At 70.1% G+C, this 15,715-nt stretch carries 12 protein-coding genes; 8 read left to right on the top strand and 4 right to left on the bottom strand.

What is annotated here, in order from left to right:
* Positions 1-123: 123 nt before the first annotated feature.
* The 3 genes from ACFWYS_RS40420 to eccD all read right to left on the bottom strand — a co-directional run bounded on the left by ACFWYS_RS40420 (position 124) and on the right by eccD (position 4,633).
* Positions 124-2,340, bottom strand: a complete 2,217-nt coding sequence (locus ACFWYS_RS40420; RefSeq protein ID WP_384780717.1) for a polyribonucleotide nucleotidyltransferase — start codon at positions 2,338-2,340, stop codon at positions 124-126.
* A gap of 363 nt (positions 2,341-2,703) precedes the next feature.
* Entirely contained in the window at positions 2,704-2,991 is a 288-nt protein-coding gene (gene rpsO / locus ACFWYS_RS40415) for a 30S ribosomal protein S15 (RefSeq protein WP_272123292.1), read from the bottom strand.
* 184 nt (positions 2,992-3,175) lie between these two features.
* Positions 3,176-4,633 (bottom strand): type VII secretion integral membrane protein EccD, encoded by a 1,458-nt coding sequence (gene eccD / locus ACFWYS_RS40410; protein WP_384780713.1) that lies wholly within the window; start codon positions 4,631-4,633, stop codon positions 3,176-3,178.
* Between the two features lie 269 nt (positions 4,634-4,902).
* Here eccD and eccCa point away from each other — a divergent pair, with 269 nt between their 5' ends.
* The 6 genes from eccCa to ACFWYS_RS40380 all read left to right on the top strand — a co-directional run bounded on the left by eccCa (position 4,903) and on the right by ACFWYS_RS40380 (position 13,668).
* Complete coding sequence (eccCa, locus tag ACFWYS_RS40405) at positions 4,903-8,844, top strand: type VII secretion protein EccCa (RefSeq protein WP_384780710.1); 3,942 nt, start codon at positions 4,903-4,905, stop codon at positions 8,842-8,844.
* 151 nt (positions 8,845-8,995) lie between these two features.
* Positions 8,996-9,382 carry a hypothetical protein gene (locus ACFWYS_RS40400; protein WP_384780707.1) on the top strand — a complete coding sequence of 129 codons (387 nt, stop codon included), beginning with the start codon at positions 8,996-8,998 and terminating at the stop codon, positions 9,380-9,382.
* A 105-nt stretch (positions 9,383-9,487) separates the two neighbouring features.
* A complete protein-coding gene (locus tag ACFWYS_RS40395; RefSeq protein ID WP_384780704.1) occupies positions 9,488-9,805 on the top strand; it encodes a DUF397 domain-containing protein in 318 nt (105 codons plus the stop codon).
* Between the two features lie 126 nt (positions 9,806-9,931).
* Entirely contained in the window at positions 9,932-11,875 is a 1,944-nt protein-coding gene (locus ACFWYS_RS40390) for an ATP-binding protein (protein ID WP_384780701.1), read from the top strand.
* Between the two features lie 86 nt (positions 11,876-11,961).
* Positions 11,962-13,290 (top strand): SUKH-4 family immunity protein, encoded by a 1,329-nt coding sequence (locus ACFWYS_RS40385; protein WP_384780698.1) that lies wholly within the window; start codon positions 11,962-11,964, stop codon positions 13,288-13,290.
* Between the two features lie 45 nt (positions 13,291-13,335).
* The gene (locus ACFWYS_RS40380; RefSeq protein ID WP_384780695.1) at positions 13,336-13,668 is read left to right on the top strand and encodes a hypothetical protein; all 333 of its coding nucleotides are present in this window, start codon (positions 13,336-13,338) and stop codon (positions 13,666-13,668) included.
* Between the two features lie 26 nt (positions 13,669-13,694).
* On the opposite strand, the gene ACFWYS_RS40375 is transcribed toward ACFWYS_RS40380, so the two are convergent.
* A complete protein-coding gene (locus ACFWYS_RS40375) occupies positions 13,695-14,123 on the bottom strand; it encodes a hypothetical protein (protein ID WP_384780692.1) in 429 nt (142 codons plus the stop codon).
* 149 nt (positions 14,124-14,272) lie between these two features.
* Here ACFWYS_RS40375 and ACFWYS_RS40370 point away from each other — a divergent pair, with 149 nt between their 5' ends.
* Both ACFWYS_RS40370 and ACFWYS_RS40365 read left to right on the top strand, forming a co-directional pair.
* Positions 14,273-14,929, top strand: a complete 657-nt coding sequence (locus ACFWYS_RS40370; protein WP_384780689.1) for a hypothetical protein — start codon at positions 14,273-14,275, stop codon at positions 14,927-14,929.
* Between the two features lie 122 nt (positions 14,930-15,051).
* Entirely contained in the window at positions 15,052-15,594 is a 543-nt protein-coding gene (locus tag ACFWYS_RS40365) for a hypothetical protein (protein ID WP_384780686.1), read from the top strand.
* Positions 15,595-15,715 lie beyond the last annotated feature (121 nt).

Below are 15,715 nucleotides of genomic sequence, written 5' to 3'. Positions count from 1 at the left end.
TGGGGGGGTGGGTGTGGTGTGCGGGGGGGGTGGGGTGTGTGGTTGTGTGGTGGGGGGGGGGGGGGGGGCCGGGGGGGGGGGGGCGGGGGGGGGGGCGCCCCCTCGCCGTGGAGCTACTCGACGTCACTTGTCGGCGTCGTCCTTCTTGTCAGCCTCGTCTTCGCCCTCGATCACCGGCACGAGGGAGAGCTTGCCGCGGGAGTCGATCTCGGCGATCTCGACCTGGACCTTGTGGCCCACACCGAGGACGTCCTCGACGTTCTCCACGCGCTTGCCGCCGGCCAGCTTGCGGATCTGCGAGATGTGCAGCAGACCGTCCTTGCCCGGGAGCAGCGACACGAACGCACCGAACGTGGTCGTCTTCACGACCGTGCCCAGGTAGCGCTCGCCGACCTCCGGCATGGTCGGGTTGGCGATCGAGTTGATCGTGGTGCGGGCGGCCTCGGCTGCCGGGCCGTCGGAGGCACCGATGTAGATGGTGCCGTCGTCCTCGATCGTGATCTCGGCGCCGGTGTCCTCCTGGATCTGGTTGATCATCTTGCCCTTGGGGCCGATGACCTCACCGATCTTGTCGACCGGGATCTTCACGGTGATGATCCGCGGTGCGTTCGGGGACATCTCGTCCGGCGTGTCGATCGCTTCCATCATCACGTCGAGGATGTGGAGACGGGCGTCACGGGCCTGCTTCAGAGCGGCGGCCAGGACGGAGGCCGGGATGCCGTCCAGCTTGGTGTCGAGCTGGAGGGCGGTCACGAACTCCTTCGTACCGGCGACCTTGAAGTCCATGTCGCCGAAGGCGTCCTCCGCACCGAGGATGTCGGTGAGGGTGACGTAGTGCGTCTCGCCGTCGATGTCCTGCGAGATCAGGCCCATGGCGATACCGGCGACGGGGGCCTTCAGCGGCACACCGGCGTTCAGCAGCGACATGGTGGAGGCGCAGACCGAGCCCATGGAGGTCGAGCCGTTGGAGCTCAGCGCCTCGGAGACCTGGCGGATCGCGTAGGGGAACTCCTCGCGGGTCGGCAGGACCGGCACGAGGGCGCGCTCGGCGAGGGCGCCGTGGCCGATCTCGCGGCGCTTCGGCGAGCCGACGCGGCCGGTCTCGCCGGTGGAGTACGGCGGGAAGTTGTAGTTGTGCATGTAGCGCTTGCGGGTCACCGGGGAGAGGGTGTCCAGCTGCTGCTCCATGCGGAGCATGTTGAGGGTGGTGACGCCCAGGATCTGGGTCTCGCCACGCTCGAACACGGCGGAACCGTGGACCCGCGGGATGGCCTCGACCTCGGCGGCCAGGGTGCGGATGTCGGTGACACCGCGGCCGTCGATGCGCTTCTTCTCCTTGATGACGCGCTCACGGACCAGGGTCTTGGTCAGCGAGCGGTACGCGGCGGAGATCTCCTTCTCGCGGCCCTCGAACTCCGGCAGGAGCTTCTCGGCGGCGAGCGCCTTGACGCGGTCCAGCTCGGACTCGCGCTCCTGCTTGCCGGCGATGGTCAGCGCGGAGGCGAGCTCCGGCTTGACGGCGGCGGTGAGCGCCTCCAGGACGTCGTCCTGGTAGTCGAGGAAGATCGGGAACTCGCCGGTCGGCTTGGCGGCCTTCGCGGCGAGGTCGGCCTGGGCCTTGCACAGCACCTTGATGAAGGGCTTCGCGGCGTCCAGACCGGCGGCGACGACCTCCTCGGTCGGAGCCTCGGCGCCACCCTGGACCAGCTTGATGGTCCCCTCGGTGGCCTCGGCCTCGACCATCATGATCGCGACGTCGCCGTCCTCCAGGGTGCGACCCGCGACGACCATGTCGAAGACGGCGTCCTCAAGCTCGGTGTGCGTCGGGAAGGCCACCCACTGGCCGCGGATCAGCGCGACGCGGACGCCGCCGATCGGGCCGGAGAAGGGCAGGCCGGCCAGCTGCGTGGACGCGGACGCGGCGTTGATCGCCACGACGTCGTACAGGTGGTCGGGGTTGAGCGCCATGATCGTGGCGACGACCTGGATCTCGTTGCGCAGGCCCTTCTTGAAGGACGGGCGCAGCGGGCGGTCGATGAGGCGGCAGGTGAGGATGGCGTCCTCGGAGGGACGGCCCTCACGGCGGAAGAAGCTGCCGGGGATCTTGCCGGCGGCGTACATCCGCTCCTCGACGTCCACCGTCAGGGGGAAGAAGTCGAGCTGGTCCTTGGGGTTCTTGGAGGCGGTGGTGGCCGACAGCACCATGGTGTCGTCGTCCAGGTACGCCACGGCGGAGCCGGCGGCCTGCTTGGCCAGGCGGCCCGTCTCGAAGCGGATGGTGCGGGTGCCGAAGGAGCCGTTGTCGATGACGGCCTCGGCGTAGTGGGTCTCGTTCTCCACTAGCGTTTTCTCCGTTACTTGTCGTCTTTTGTCCCGTGCTGCCCGTGTGGCAGGGGGACGGTGGCGGAGAAGCGCTCCGTGCGGTGCGGGCCGGTCTTCGATCGAAGCACCCGGGGCTCGCTTCCCCCCGGGGGCCACTACCGAGGACCGGCGGCGGCTAGGTGCGCTTCTCCTCGTGCTGTGTCGTACGTCGTTGCTCTGTGTCGTACGGACGTCGTGCTGTGTCGTGCGTATTGCGTTGTGCTACCACACTACAAAGCGTGTGTGACACTCCGCATGTTTCCGCACGTACGGTTGACTTTCCGCACGTACGGCAAAGGGAGCGGCTCCCGATCGTCCGGGAACCGCTCCCCTCATGGCGTCCTACTTGGCGCCCGCCGCACCGCGGCGGATGCCGAGGCGGTCGACCAGCGTACGGAAGCGCTGGATGTCCTTCTTCGCCAGGTACTGGAGAAGACGGCGGCGCTGGCCGACGAGGATCAGCAGACCACGACGCGAGTGGTGGTCGTGCTTGTGGGTCTTGAGGTGCTCGGTCAGGTCGGAGATCCGACGGGAGAGCATGGCGACCTGGACCTCGGGGGAGCCGGTGTCGCCCTCCTTCTGGCCGAACTCTTCGATGATCTGCTTCTTCGTAGCGGCGTCGAGCGACACGCGTACTCCTCATGATCTGTGGTTGCCGCCGAGTGCCCCTGGTCTGCTTCTCAGGAGAGCTTCCGTGACTCGGGAGGCTGGGATCCGCTGGGCGCTTCCCCCAGGTGAACCGGGGGCGCGTACACAAACGGCCGTCACACAGCGTACCAGCACACGAGCACGCTCCTGACAACGGGCCCCGCGGTCAGAAGCCGCCGCGGACCTTGCCGTAGACGTCGAGGACGGCCAGGCAGATCGGGACCAGGGACAGCAGCACCAGCGAGTCGGCGAGGTCCAGCATGCGGCCCCAGAAGGGGGAGAGCCCCTTCTGCGGCACGATCAGGGCGATCGCGATCAGCAGCAGCACGCCGACGCCGACCGAGGCGCCGAGCCACAGGGTCCGTACGTTGACGGGACCGCTGTTGTTCTGGAGCAGCTCGATGATGATGTCGGCCGGCGGCGAGATCGCGAGGCCGAGGACCAGCAGGGCGAGCGTGACGACACCGGCCACGAACAGGCAGGTGACCTGCGCGGTGTAGCGGAACAGACGGGCGCGGAGCATCGCGGCGAGGCCGGTGCACAGGGCCAGCAGCTGGGCCCAGCCGCTGTCGCTGAAGCCGAGCACCGCGCCGCCGGCGCCGATGATCACGGCCGCGCAGCCGCCGACCAGGCCGAGCAGCAGCTCGTGGCCCCGGCTGGTCTGGGCGACGATGCGCTGGACGTCGACGGCCTCAAGGTCGCCCTCGACGCCCTCGCGACGGGCACGGGCCAGGTCCTCGGGGTTGCGGAAGCCGATCGGCAGTTTGGCGAAGCGGGCCGACCAGCCGGGCAGGAAGCCGACGACCGCGACGGCGACGACCGCGGTGCCCGCGGCGATCTCCCGGGGCGCGGCCTCGGTGAGCACACCGCAGAACACGGCGAGCGTGCCGATCGCGGCGGCGAGCGCGGCGGCCACGAACGGGGCGTCGCCCTGCGGCAGCAGCATGATCAGTACGACGGAGCAGAGCAGTACGGCGACACAGCCGACGAGGAACTGGATCCGGCCGGGACCCTCACCCGCGTCCTGGGGCAGCGCGCCGGAGCCCGCGATGAGCGCGTGCGGCAGTGCCGAGACACCGAGCGCGACGGCGGCGCCCCGGTCGTCGTACACCCGGGCCCGGATGCCGGCGAGGGCCGTCAGGGCGAGCGCCGTCACGCCGGCGAGGATGCCCTGGAGGCCGTGCATGTCGTGCCGGATCGGGTCCGCGAACCAGAAGACGAAGCCGAGCATGACGAGCAGCAGCGACCCCGCGACGAGGCCGGCCACCCGCATCAGGTTGTCGTTCCAGCTGCGGACGTCCTGCTTGACCGCGGCGGCGATCGCGTCCACCACGTCGTCGTGCACGGCGGGCGGCAGGGAGTCGGCGAAGGTGCGCAGCAGCAGCACCTCACCGTCCCTGACCCGGTGCTCCAGCAACGAACGACTCGCGTCGAGCACCTGGCCCTCGCGGGTCACGAGGTGGTAGCCCGAGGGGCTGCTGTCCGACTGGACCAGGCCCGAGAGCCTCACGATCTCCGGAAAGAGGTCCTGGATCGGCAAGTCCTCGGGCAGCGCGACGTCGACACGGCTGTCCGGTGCTGCGATGGTGATTCGGCAGAAACCTGTCGAAGTCCCCGTGCTCACCTGGTGTTCCCCCTGCTAGACAAGGCTTCCTCGCGCCGCTCGTACGACGCGGAGCGCCACCATATCCGTTGCCCCACCCGCTACAGGACCGCCCTCCCCCATTCCTCCCAGGACCTGCTCCGCATCTCCATCCTCCTGCCTCCCTCGGGCACTCTGCGTGTCAGTAGGATCGACGCCTACGCGAACGACGCCTGCGCGAACGAGAACACTTCGCGGTCAACGGGGGCGTCGCAGCCAGGACGTATCAATCGCGAAGGATGAGTGCATCGGTGAGCGTCGTCATCATCAAGCGACCACCGCGGATAGTGCCCCCGGCCGTCCCGGACGGCGAAGTCAAACTGGAGACGCCTCCCGAGATTCCTCGCGAGGGCGACGACAGCATGCTCATGAACATGCTGCCCATGATGGGCATGCTGGGCTCTGTCGCCTTCTTCTTCACGGCCGGCCAGTCCTATATGAAGGTGGTCGGCGGGCTCATGCTCGCTTCGACCGTGGCCATGATGGTCGCGCAGATCGCCAAGGCCCGTCAGGGGCCGGGCGCGGGCATGGCCCAGGACCGGCGTGACTACTTCCGCTATCTGGAGCAGGTCCGCAAGGACGTGCACAAAACGGCGGAGCTGCAGCGGCAGAGCCAGCTCTTCCAGCACCCCGACCCGGAGCAGCTGTGGGCGGTGGCGGCCGACGGCAAGCGGCTGTGGGAACGGCGCCCGGTCGACGCGGACTTCGCCTCCGTGCGAATCGGCCGCGGCACCCAGCAGTTGAACACTCCGCTGGTCGCGCCGGAGACGGCGCCCAAGGACGAGCTGGAGCCGCTGACCGCGGCCGCCATGAAGGCGTTCCTCGACGCGCACGGCAGTCTGCACGACCTGCCCGTCTCCATCTCGCTGCGCGCCTTCTACCACGTGACGGTCTGCGGCGAGACCGACACGGTCTACGCCAACGCCCGCTCCTCGCTGGCCCAGCTGGCGACGCTGCACTCGCCCGAGGACCTGATGATCGCCGTGGTGGCGCATCCCTCGGCGGCGGCGGACTGGGACTGGATCAAGTGGCTGCCGCACAGCCAGCACCCGAAGGCCAAGGACGGGGCGGGCTCGACCCGGCTCCTCTTCGACGACCTCGGTGAGCTGGAGGAGTCGCTCGCGGACCAGCTGGACGACCGGCCCCGCTGGAACCGTGAGGCGAACCCCGTCTACGACCAGCCGCACCTGATCGTGGTCCTCGACGGCGGCACCGTGCCGCCGGACTCCGAACTCGCCGGTGCCGAGGGCCTCCAGGGCGTCACCTTCCTGGAGATCGCCCCGGGCGAGCTGGAGGAGGAGCTGCGCGCGGGTCTGACGATCTACGCCAAGCCGGACCGGATGCGGCTGTTCGTCGGCCACGAGTCCGCGTACACCGGCAAGCCGGACCTCCTGAACCCGGCGCAGGCCGAGTCCCTGGCGCGGCAGCTGGCCCCCTTCCGGGTCGGTTCCGCGGAGGAGGGCGAACCGCTGCTGTCCAACCTGGACTTCACGGACCTGATGGGCATCGGCGACGCGGGCACGGTCGACGTCTCCCGCACCTGGCGGCCGCGCACGCTGCACGAGCGGCTGCGGGTGCCGATCGGTGTCGGTGAGAACGGCGAGCCGGTCATGCTGGACCTCAAGGAGGCCTCGCAGGAGGGCATGGGCCCGCACGGTCTGTGCGTCGGCGCCACCGGTTCCGGCAAGTCCGAGGTGCTGCGCACACTGGTGCTCGGTCTCGCGGTGACGCACTCCTCGGAGACGCTGAACTTCATCCTCGCGGACTTCAAGGGTGGTGCGACCTTCGCCGGTATGGCGGACATGCCGCACACCGCGGCCGTGATCACCAACCTCGCGGACGACCTCACCCTGGTCGACCGTATGCGCGACTCGATCATGGGTGAGACGCAGCGCCGTCAGGAGCTGCTGCGCTCGGCGGGCAACTACGCCAACCTGCACGACTACGAGAAGGCCCGGGCGGCGGGTGCCGCGCTGGAGCCGATGGCCTCGCTGGTGATCGTGCTCGACGAGTTCTCCGAACTCCTCACCGCCAAGCCCGACTTCATCGACATGTTCATCCAGATCGGCCGTATCGGCCGTTCGCTGGGTGTCCACCTGCTGCTGGCCTCGCAGCGCCTGGAAGAGGGCAAGCTGCGCGGCCTGGACACCTACCTGTCGTACCGGATCGGTCTGCGGACCTTCTCCGCCGCCGAGTCCCGTACGGCGATCGGTGTCCCGGACGCCTACCACCTGCCGTCGATCCCCGGTTCCGGCTATCTGCGCTACGACACCGACACCATGGTCCGCTTCAAGGCGGCGTACGTGTCGGGGGCGTACCACGGCGAGGGCCCGTCCCGGGTGCACCGCTCGACGCAGCTGCGGCCGGCGCTGTTCTCGGCGGAGCACGTGGAGCTGCCGCCGCAGCCGGTGATCGAGGAGCCGGAGCCCGACAACCGGGTGGACGACGCGCTCGCGGACACCGTCCTCGACGTCCTCGTCAGCCGGATGATCAACCAGGGTCCGCCCGCGCACCAGGTGTGGCTGCCCCCGCTGGAGGAGGCGCCCTCGCTGGAGCAGCTGCTCCCGCAGCTCGCCGTCAGCCAGGACCGCGGTCTGACCGCGCCCGACTACACGGCGCTCGGCCGGCTCAACGTGCCGGTCGGTCTGGTGGACAAGCCGTTCGAGCAGCGGCGTGACGTGCTGTACCGGGACTTCTCCGGCGGTGCGGGTCACGGTCTGTTCGTCGGTGGTCCGCAGTCCGGCAAGTCGACGCTGCTGCGCTCGATGATCTCGTCGTTCGCGCTCACCCACACGCCGTCCGAAGTGCAGTTCTACTGCCTGGACTTCGGTGGTGGCGGTCTGATCGCGATGGAGGAGCTGGCGCACGTCGGCGGCGTCGCCAACCGTCTCGACGCCGAGAAGGTGCGCCGTACGGTCAGCGAGGTGGAGGGCATCCTCAACGCGCGCGAGGAGTACTTCCGCACGAACAACGTCGACTCGATCACGACCTACCGTCAGCGCCGGAACGCGGGCCAGCTGCCCGACCAGCCCTGGGGCGACGTCTTCCTGGTCATCGACGGCTGGGCCACCTTCAAGACGGACTACGAGATGCTGGAGGCCACCGTCACGGAGATCGCGACACGCGGCCTCGGCTTCGGTGTGCACGTGATCCTGACGGCCAGCCGCTACACCGAGGTGCGGCCCGCGCTCAAGGACATGCTGCAGAACCGCATCGAGCTCCGGCTCGGTGACCCGACGGAGTCGGAGATCGACCGCAAGGTCGCGCAGAACGTCCCCGCCACCGTGCCGGGCCGTGGTCTGACCCAGGAGAAGCTGCACTTCATGGCGGCGCTGCCGCGGGTCGACGGCTCCTCGGAGACGGAGGACCTGTCCGAGGCGACGTCGATCCTCATCCGCGGCATCAACGACAACTGGCAGGGCAGCCACGCCCCGGCCGTCCGTCTGCTGCCCACGATGATGCCGTCGGACCGGCTGCCCAAGGGCTTCGAGCACCCGGACCGCGGTATCGCCATCGGCATCGACGAGTCGTCGCTGTCGCCGGTCTTCGTCGACTTCGAGACGGACCCGCTGTTCATCGTGTTCGGTGAGAGCGAGTCCGGTAAGTCCGCGCTGCTCAGGCTGCTCGTCAAGCAGATCACCGAGCGCTACACGCCGGACAAGGCGAAGATCGTCATGGGTGACTACCGGCGCGCCCACCTGGAGGGGGTGCCCGACTCGCACCTGTCGCGGTACTGCGCTTCGGCGCCGGCCCTGTCGGAGACGCTGGAGGGCCTCGCCGGTTCGATGAACCGCCGTATGCCGGGACCGGACGTCACGCCCGAGCAGCTGCGCAACCGCAGCTGGTACAACAGCCCGGACGCGTTCGTCATCATCGACGACTACGACCTGGTGGCGACCGGCGTGAACCCGCTGGCCCCGCTCCTGGAGTACCTGCCGTTCGCCCGTGACGTCGGTCTGCGCATCATCATCGCGCGGTCCTCGGGCGGTGCGAGCCGGTCGCTGTACGAGCCGGTCATGCAGCGCATGCGCGAGCTCGGCGCCCAGGGCGTCGTGCTCTCCGGCGACCGGTCGGAGGGCGCCCTGCTGGGCAACATCTCGCCGTCGCAACTGCCGCCCGGCCGTGGGCACTTCCACACGCGGCGCCGTGGTGGCCAGCTGATCCAGACGGGGTGGCTGCCGCCCCGGTTCTGAGGTCGGTCGCTGTTGTCGGAGGGGCGGTACCCGCTTGGGTGCCGCCCCTCTCCGTTGCCTGTGGGGGGTGGGTGCGGTGCGGATGCCGCCGGTACAGTGGCTTTGCGACAGAAATGACGAGCCACGGGGGGCAGTTGTGCCGTCGGACTACATGGACTCGGATCCCGAGGTACTCAAGACCGAGGGCTTCGCCATGTTCAACGTAGGGGTGGAGTTCGCCAAGGCCGCCACGGCCCTGGAGAAGGCGCTGACCGCCCTGGAGAAGGGCGACACCCCGCCCTGGGGCGACGACGACATCGGCGAGAAGTTCGGCGTCGTCTACGAGGGCCTGCGCGACGGCATGTACGACTCCATGGGCAGCCTGGCGGAGCGGATCGCCGGGATGGGCGTCGCCTTCGGAAAGATGGGCGTGGCGCACGAGCAGAACGAGGCCGAGCAGGACGCCATCTGGAAGCAGACGATGTCCGAGTACGACGGACAGGTGAAGGTGCCGCCCGGAGTCGCACAGGGCACGATCACCCGCGCCCAGCACCCCTGAGCCCTTTCGCCATATCACATGTACCGCGGCCGGCCACAGGTGCGGCGCTCTCACAAGTAGGGTGAGACGCGTAGTCGTTCGCACGTCAGGAAGAGGCCCAGCAGCATGACCGAGGCACGGGACAACGAGGTCGGGACGCAGGCCGAGGACATCAAGGCGCGCAAGGAGAGGGAGCGGGACGAGCTCTACGCCCTCGACATCTCCGGCGTCGAGTGGCACTGCGCGCCCGGCACCGAGGAGCACGAGGAGCGGGTCGAGATCGCCTACCTGCCCGAGGGCGCGGTGGCCATGCGCTCGTCCCTCGACCCCGACACCGTGCTGCGGTACACCGAGGCGGAGTGGCGGGCGTTCGTGCTGGGGGCGCGGGACGGGGAGTTCGACCTGGAGCCTGCGCCGCACAACGGTGGGGTGGCGGCCGAGTAGCCGTCCGCGCGATGGCGTCCTCGGTGTTCGTGGTGGCGGCGTCGTCCGCTCGCCTCGGGGCGTGGCTCGGCGCCTAAGATCAGGGCCGTATGTGATTGCGTCCGCGACGGCGGAGGACGGGGACCCATGACCGGCTCGAACGAGGACTACGCACCGCACCCACACATAGGCGGCCGGGTCGCCGCACTGCGCGCGCTCGCCGCGTGGCGTGCGGCAGCGCCCGGCGCCCCACGTGTCGTACTGCTCACCGGCAGCCCCGGCAGCGGGCGTTCGCGGCTGCTGACCGGGTTCCTCATGCTGTGCGAGCCGGAGTACCGCAAGCAACTGCCGCTGGACGAGATGGATCCGTCGTCGGTACCGCCGGATCTGCCGGCCCCGGCGGTACCGACCGCTGAAGGACGGACCGCCGCCCAGGTCCTGTGGCTGCTGGCCGACCACTACGACCTGAACGCCACCAGCGCCGAAGGCGTGTACGCCGAGCTGGCCGCACTCGACGAACCGGTGACCGTCGTCGTGCCGGACGTCGACCGCGCGGGGCCGGTACGGGCCGCGGACGAGCCCGCACGGCTGGTACGGGAGGTACTCGCCCCGCTGGCCGCCACCGAGACGGTTCGGCTGCTCGCCGAGGTGCCGCGCGAGCAGGCCGCCGATCTGGCCCGGGGGTTGCCGCCGGGCACCGTGCAGGTCATCGATCTCGATGAGCCGGAGTGGGCCGACCCCGAGGGCCTGGTGCTGCACGCCCAGGCCGCGCTGAACCCGCGGTTCGGGGCGCCGGAACTGCCGTTCACCGTGGATCCCGCCGTCCGCCTCGCCCTGGGTACGGCCATCGGCCGACGGGCCGGGACCAGTCCGTTGGTCGTCCAACTCGCCGTGAACTGCATCCTGATGGCTCCCGAGGGCTTCGACCCGGCCGACGAGAGCGTCCTGCCGACTTCCGTCGGTGAGGCCCTCGACCTGCACGCCAGGCGGCTGGGCGCCGACCCTCAGACGCTCCGGCTGCTGCTGGCCCCGCTCGCCCTGGCCGAGGGCGACGGCATTCCGGTCCACCTGTGGGCACGGGTGGCGACTGCGGTCGCCGGGCAGGACATGAGCGAGGCCATCGCGGGCGGGATGCTGCTCGCCGGGCCGTTCGTGCAACCCGAGGAACAGGACGCGGACGCGGCAGAGGGCGAGCACGGGCGTACGCTGCTTCGGCTGCTGCACCCGGCCGTCGGTGACGAGATCCGCGCCGGCCTGCCGAACATCCGGGCCGCTCAGACCCAGCTGGCGATGGCGCTGCTGGAGGCCGTGCCGGACCAGGACTGGGGCAGGGCCGACCCGTATGTGCGCGACCACATCGCGGGCCACACGCTGGAGGCAGGTCTGCTGCCCCAACTCCTCACGGATCCGGGGTTGTTCGTCCACGCCGATCCGGTGCCGCTGCGGGCCGCCATCGAGGCCGTACCGGCCGGGGAACTGGGCCCACCGGCCCGGACGTACCTGCGTACGGCGCCTCTGCTGACCCGTACCCAGGCACCCACAACACTGCGCGCCGCCCTGCTGGAGACCGCGTTCGTGGAGGACGGCCTGCCCGAGTACGCCGAGGCGATCCACCAGCGACTCGGCCTGGAACTGCCCTGGCAGACCCTGTGGAGCCTGTCCGTCCCCGGCATCAGCGCCGTGACCGTGGGCAGCCTGCCTCGCCCCGACGGAGCTGCCACCCCGGTCGCCGTGCTGGTCGTGCCCGCCGGCACACCTGGCGCACTGCCGGTCGGTGCGCCCGGCGAGGAGTCCGGTTCCGCGGTGCTCGTCCACGGCCTCGTACAGGCTGATTCCCTCGGCGACGTCGACCCCGAGCAGATTCTCCGCCCCTCGGAGGAGGAACGTGCCGCCGCCCCGCTGGGCCTGAGCCGCGGCGCCGACTACCTGCGTGTCTGGGATCGTGCGGATCAGGAGATCGTCGCCGCGCTGATCTCGGACACGCCCTTCACGGCCGCCGACCTCTCCCCCGACGGCATCCTCCTGCTCGCCACCGAGCGCGGGGCGAAGGCCCTCCGCATTCGCACGGTGGACGCGGGGATAGCCTCGTAGGCATGTACGACGGCCTTGCGGACACCATGGCGCAGGCCGGCCTCCCTCTCCGTCGCCCGCAACAACCCCTCTGAAGGAGCCTCCCCGTGACCAGCCAGGAGCAGGCGCTCGCCATCGCCGACCGTTGGCTCAACCCGGAAGGGTCGGCGGAGCCGCGCCGCGAGGTGCGAACGCAGGAGTTCGACCTGGGCTGGGTCGTGTGGGCGGCGCCCGCGGAGCCCGAGCGTGACCCGGTGACCGGGGAGCGGCGGCCGCCTTCCGAGATCGGCGACGCGTGCGGGGTCGTGGACCGCCGCAGCGGCGAGCTGACGGTCTGGCCGTCGGTGCCGGTCGACGAGGTCGTCCGGATGTACCGCCAGAAGCACGGCGGTGGGACGCAGGGCGCGGGCTCCCCGGAAGGTGCCCGCCCGGTCACCGGCCCCGGCAACACCGCCGTCTTCACCTACACCGACCCGGCCAACGGCGAGGAGACCACGCTCTTCCGTACGTCCGCGCCGGGCCTGCCCCCCGCCGAGTACCAGGCGTGGGCCGAGCTGCGGCGGATGAACGTCCCCGTCGGCAATGTCGTGGCCATCCACACCGACCTGCGCCCCAGCCTGCTCCCCGGCGGTTACACAGCCGAGCTCCTCAACGCCTTTCCCAATGCCCAGCTCTCGTGCTCACAGTCCTACGGGGCTCGTCCCGAGGCGCGTGCGGAGGGTGTCGCGGCGCTGGTCGAGCAGGTCGAGACGATGCACCGGATCGCCGGTCAGCAGCCGCCGCCCCGTCCGCATCGGTTGCCTGTTCCCGCGCAGGTGACGCCCGCGGAGCCGATGCGCGATGTGGCTCTGGGCCGCCATCTCGTCGAGGTCTTCGGCCAGGACGGCGTACGGCGTCACGACGCCGACGACGTGGCCGAGAGCCAGTTGCCCGAGGCCGCCAAGTCGTCGCTCACCTGGGCAGGGCTCCCCGCCGACCTCCCGCTGTTCTTCACCGCCGACCGGCCCGACAGTCCTCCGGCCGGTGGCCTGTTCACCGACGTCGCCACGAATCTGCGTGAGCGGCGCAGCCCGGCCGGCGAGGAGAAGATCGGCGCCCTTTCGTACCTGACCCGGATCGGCTTCGACGGCGTCGCGGTCATCGCGGTGCAGTGCCTGCCGGGAACGGGGCAGCCGGACGGGCTCGGCGCGGTCTGGGCGGTGGACCCGGTCACCGCCGAGGCGCGTTACGTCAATGTCTCGGTTGGCGCCTTCGCCCGCTCCCTGGCCCTGATCGCCACGGTCAGGCAGCGCATGCACGGCCTGGACGCGGTCGCGGCCGGTGCGGAAGTGGCCGCGCTGCAGGAGCAGTTGGCGGCCGTTGACGCGTCCGCGCTGGGAAACGCGGAGACGTGGTGGTCGCTGATCGTCGAGCAGATGTGGCACGGGTTGTTCTGACCGGCGCTCGGAACATCTCCAGCGAGACACCAGGGAGCGCGACCAGTGGCACCGGACGATCCAGCCAACCCGGCCAACTCGGCCGATCCGGCACCGCCCATCACCTCCGAGCAGGCCGTCGCCCTCGTACGCAGCCGGTATGCGCAGCCCAGGTTGCCGGACGGCACGCCCGCGGAGCTGCGCGTCGAGGAGTTCGACATCGGTTACCTGGTGTACGCCGTGTTCCCGCCTGTCACGGACGCCGCCGGCCGGCCTCGGCCCGCTCCGCCCGGCGGCGGCAAGATCGTGGTCTCCAAGGAGAACGGCGAGACCGTCACGGTCCCCAACTACCCGACGGAGACGGCCATCGCGCTGTACCGGAAGCAGCGGCGGCCATGACCCGCACGTCGTACGTGATCAGTTGATCAGTACAGCGAGAACCCTCCGCTGTGCCGCCCCTGGTTCCTCTTCCCGGACTGCGAACCCTCGCCCTCCGACCGCCGCGGCTCGGACGACCCGGCGGAAGGGCTGCCTCCGGTCAGCGGCTCGCCGTGCCTGACCTGGTCGCGCTCCTCCTCCGAGAGCGACTCCCACTGACCGCGCAGGGACTCCATGCCTCCGCCGAGGGCACGTGCCACCGCGGGGTCGTCCAGGGCGTCACGCAGGGCGAGGCGGCCGGAGAGCAGCTTCTTGGCCGCTTCCTGCATCTCCTTGCCGGCGCCTTCGGTTTCGGACAGCTTGCGCAGGGCGGAGTTCAGGGAACGGATCTGGTCCGGTTCGAGTGCCTCGTCGAGCACACCGCGTTCTGGCGAAGAGCCGTCCGGGTGGGGTGAGTTCTCGGGCTTCCTGGTCATTCGCTTCTCCTCGACTCTCGACACCCCAAGTATCTCCCGTCACACATGGGTGCCATGCTGGGCCCCGCCTGCCGAAGTGAAGAAGGCCCAAGGAGTACGACCGCAGAGAACGACCGAGGAGAACGACCGAGGAGAGGGGCCGCATCGTCATGGCTCGGACGCAAGGCACAGGAAGCGGCACCGGCGTCGACCGTTCCCTCGCCGGCCTGGTCGGCGGAGCCCTCGGGCGCCTCGGGCGCGCGGGAGGCCTGGTGTTCCTGCTCGCGGGACTCGTGGTGAGCGGGTGGGGCGCGTACGAGGGGGCGTATGCGGCGGGCTGGGCGGGCACGCACGGCACTCTGACCGTGAAGCAGTGCGACGTGGGCTACCCGGGCAACGCCTCCCGCAACAGCCGTAAGAACCGTCGGCCCGTGCGCTGTGAGGGTACGTTCCGCTCCGAGGACGGCAAGAGTACGGACGCCAATGCCGCCGTGCAGGTCAGGCACCGGTACACGCCGGGCACCGAGTTGGCGGTGCAGCAGACGGAGCCGTTGACGGCGGCCGACGCGGCGGATGCCGATTACGTCCAGACCGGCATGGACCGGGCATGGCGCAGGTTCGGGGCGTTCTTCGGCGGGTGGGTCCTCACGGGCCTCGGCGTCTTCTGCCTCGCCACCGGTTTCGCCCCGTTCGGTAGGAGCCGTGTCTCGTTCGACGCGGCGTGGGAGGCGGCCGGGCGGGGAGTGACGCGAGCGGCCGTGATCGGGATGATCGGCGTGGGCCTCGTCGGGGCAGGGGTGTCGTTCCTCGTCAGCTACTTCTTCTGACAGCAGCCACTTCTTCTGACAGCACACCCGGTGTCGGCCCCGGCTGTGGTCGGCCGGTAGTCTGCGCCGGTCAACTTCGCGTTGATCTCTCTTCGTTCAGTCAACCACGGGGTCTTGCAGGCATGTCGACGCCTCCGCCGCAGTACCAGAACCAGCCGCCCTACGGACAGCAGCCGTACGGACAGCAACCGCCTCCCTATGGACAGCAGCAGCCGTACGGGTACCCGCAGCAACAGCAGCAGCCCTACGGAGGTCCGCAGCCCCCGCAGCCTCCTCGCGGACCGCAGCGTCCCCAGCCGGGCGGTCTGTTGCGCATGCTGAAGGCCGCCGTGGTCGTCATAGCGATCTTCGGTGGTCTGGCCTATTACGTCTGGGACTACAACACCAGCCCCACCGGCGGAAAGGCGAAGGCAGAGGCGTCGGCGTCGGCGGCCGCCGAGGAGGCCAAGACGCACGACCCCGAGGTCGGCGACTGCGTCAAGGTCGCGGACCCGCAGGGAGATCCGCTGCCGACAATCGTCGACTGCGGCTCGCCCGAGGCCCAGTACAAGACGGGTGCGCAGCTGCCGGGCCAGGGCAAGGAATGCTCGGCGGAGTACGACTACGGCATCCAGTACCGCAACACCCGCGGCTTCGACTACACGCTGTGCTTCACCAAGGTCTGAGCGGGCATCCCGCTCGCGGACCAGAAGCGGGGGGCGGCCCCCCCACAGGGGGGGGGGGCCCGGGGGGGGAAACGATAGAGGACTAGCCTCAGCACACCCGAGAGCCGACGCCCCCCCGGGG

Origin of the sequence: Streptomyces sp. NPDC059010 (assembly GCF_042740355.1) — a bacterium.
Lineage (GTDB): Bacteria > Actinomycetota > Actinomycetes > Streptomycetales > Streptomycetaceae > Streptomyces.
The sequence above is the reverse complement of the archived record's forward strand: the minus strand, read 5'-3'. Positions and strand labels throughout refer to the sequence as shown.

Excerpts from the sequence above, each read along its gene's own strand:
- ACFWYS_RS40400 (WP_384780707.1), top strand. The coding sequence starts at position 8,996 with ATGGACTCGGATCCCGAGGTACTCAAGACCGAGGGCTTCGCCATGTTC.
- ACFWYS_RS40395 (WP_384780704.1), top strand. The coding sequence starts at position 9,488 with ATGACCGAGGCACGGGACAACGAGGTCGGGACGCAGGCCGAGGACATC.
- ACFWYS_RS40390 (WP_384780701.1), top strand. The coding sequence starts at position 9,932 with ATGACCGGCTCGAACGAGGACTACGCACCGCACCCACACATAGGCGGC.
- ACFWYS_RS40370 (WP_384780689.1), top strand. The coding sequence starts at position 14,273 with ATGGCTCGGACGCAAGGCACAGGAAGCGGCACCGGCGTCGACCGTTCC.
- ACFWYS_RS40375 (WP_384780692.1), bottom strand. The coding sequence starts at position 14,123 with ATGACCAGGAAGCCCGAGAACTCACCCCACCCGGACGGCTCTTCGCCA.
- ACFWYS_RS40365 (WP_384780686.1), top strand. The coding sequence starts at position 15,052 with ATGTCGACGCCTCCGCCGCAGTACCAGAACCAGCCGCCCTACGGACAG.